This is a genomic window from Leptolyngbya sp. BC1307 (genome assembly GCF_002286735.1).
GTDB lineage: Bacteria > Cyanobacteriota > Cyanobacteriia > Phormidesmidales > Phormidesmidaceae > Phormidesmis.
In genome coordinates, this window is the sequence record NZ_NRTA01000117.1 from 1 (window position 1) to 2,079 (window position 2,079).

The 2,079-nt window shown below is 50.1% G+C and carries 3 protein-coding genes; 1 reads left to right on the forward strand and 2 read right to left on the reverse strand.

Annotated elements, in window-relative coordinates; all coding sequences use genetic code 11:
- Together CKL79_RS23655 and CKL79_RS24295 are read right to left on the reverse strand one after the other, a co-directional pair.
- Positions 1-202: hypothetical protein (locus tag CKL79_RS23655; protein ID WP_205879194.1), on the reverse strand; the 202-nt coding region annotated here is incomplete at its 3' end.
- Between the two features lie 635 nt (positions 203-837).
- The gene (locus tag CKL79_RS24295) at positions 838-966 is read right to left on the reverse strand and encodes a hypothetical protein (RefSeq protein ID WP_276301297.1); all 129 of its coding nucleotides are present in this window, start codon (positions 964-966) and stop codon (positions 838-840) included.
- Between the two features lie 47 nt (positions 967-1,013).
- On the opposite strand from CKL79_RS24295, the gene CKL79_RS22215 reads away from it, so the two are divergent.
- Positions 1,014-1,916 (forward strand): transposase, encoded by a 903-nt coding sequence (locus tag CKL79_RS22215; RefSeq protein ID WP_121971686.1) that lies wholly within the window; start codon positions 1,014-1,016, stop codon positions 1,914-1,916.
- Positions 1,917-2,079 lie beyond the last annotated feature (163 nt).

Consider the following 2,079-nt stretch of genomic DNA (forward strand, 5'->3'; position numbering starts at 1 on the left):
CTAGTTGATTTGCTTTGGCGTTGAGCTGTTGGTAGGTAAGGGTGTGGCCGTCGCAGATGAGTGCGATCACCTCGGGCGACCGGGCAGCTTGAGCTTCAAATTGCTGTACAACCGTTTCAGCTGTTAGTGCCCTTGGGCATTGCTCCGGCTCATCCCGGCAATCTCTTTTTGACTCATTGAGGAGGTCTGTTGTGGGTTCCATCTGTCCTAGGCACATTCAGTACTGTTGTGGAGCCCCTCTAAAACGCGCTACCGTCTGTAGAAGATTTTGGGAAGTCTAAACACCCCCTAGCTCCAGCATACGTAATTAGTGCGGACACAGTGGGTTATTGGATTAAACCTTACGTGAAGAATATGTGAAAGCTATTCAAAGAAAGTTATCGGAGTATAGCCATCCTAAATGATTTATGAGAATGTTTCATACCTATCCATCTTCGGGAAATCGAACGTCTCTATTGCCAAAAACTGCTCGAACAAGGCTTTTAGTCCTGAAAAGGAAGGCTGTAGTCCGGCGTGGTTCAGCGGCGAGTTACACTTTCTATGCGATCGCGTAGGCTAGACCCCTGGTTAATCTAAGCCAAACGGTCGCCCGCTCGACTCGACTTCAAAACCGGACGTGCGACTTTCATCGCATCCGGCTCCTCTCTAACTGGGCTCGGTGTCACAAGTACCAGTCGTTAACAGGGTTTTAGCTGAGTGTGCCTGGTCGTGGCAGTGACGATGCAGCAAGGCCAGATTCTGACGACGATGATTGTCGTGGTTGCCATCGAGATGGTGTAACTCAATGAGCGCATCTGGTAGAAAATTGAGTCCACGCAGCATCTGATTTACAAGCAGCTACAAGCCTTTGATATCGAGATTTCCACCGGCCAGGTAAACCGCATCCTGATGGCAGAAGACAGCCGCTTCCATGACGAGCAAACCGCTGTTCTGCGGGCAGGCTTGGAGAGTGCCGCCTATGTTCACACCGATGTACCGGGGCGCGTCATCAAGGCCGCAATGGCTATTGTACGGTGGTCGGCAACGCGCTATTTGCCTATTTTCGCAGTAGTGAGCACAAGTCCCGGCAAAACTATCTCAAGCTCCTGCGTCATCCGTTTGAGGACTATGTGCTCAACGAATATGCCCAAGCCTACCTGAGCTCTCATGGGCTAGCGTCTCGCCATTTAGAGAAACTGAGCTTTTCTGAGCAGGTGATTTGTCAGGGTGAGTCGGCTTGGACGACTTATCTAGAACGCCTCGATATTATCACCCCGCTCGCTGTCAGATTGGTCACCGAAGCGGCCTTACTGGGCAGTGTGATTGCCCATGGGGTATTACCTGAGTTGATTATTCTCAGTGATGGTGCACCACAGTTTGTCTTATTTGTTCATGCCCTGTGCTGGATTCATATGGAACGGTGCCTGCGTAAATTAAGCGGGGACACGCCTGAACAACTCAAACAAACTGAATCCCTTCGCTATCAACTGTGGGCCTACTATCAAGCCCTGAAGTTTTATCGCCAATCCCCTTCAGTGGCAGATATTCCGGCATTCAATCGATGCTTTGATGCCATTTTTGGCCAAGCCTTTGAGGACAATGAGCCCTTGAATGCGGTGCTCAAACAATTCACGGACCACAAAGCAGAACTGTTGCGCGTCCTGGAGATGCCGACCCTGCCACTACATACCAATGCCGCTGAATCGGATATCCGCTCTGTCGTTACCCGACGCAAGATTAGTGGCACCACTCGGCATGACTTGGGCAGGCAGGCTCGCGATACCTTTATCGGTCTTCAGAAAACCTGTCGCAAGCTGGGCTTTTCATTCTGGCAATATCTCACCTCCAGACTCAAACACGATGACACCATTCCTTTTCTGCCTGATGTGATTAGACAAAGAGCGGCGCTGACAACGACTCAGCCGCTGACAGCTTAGCCTGCAATCTACTGTTTTAATCTAAAACAATCTTGCTTTCTACCAGCGGTTATTGAGCTATTGCAAATTGTGCTGCAAGTGTTACCCAAAAGTAGCCATTTGTGAACCACGCCCAGATGCTCAAACAAATCAGGCGAAACGCTGATATCACGGCTCATTATGG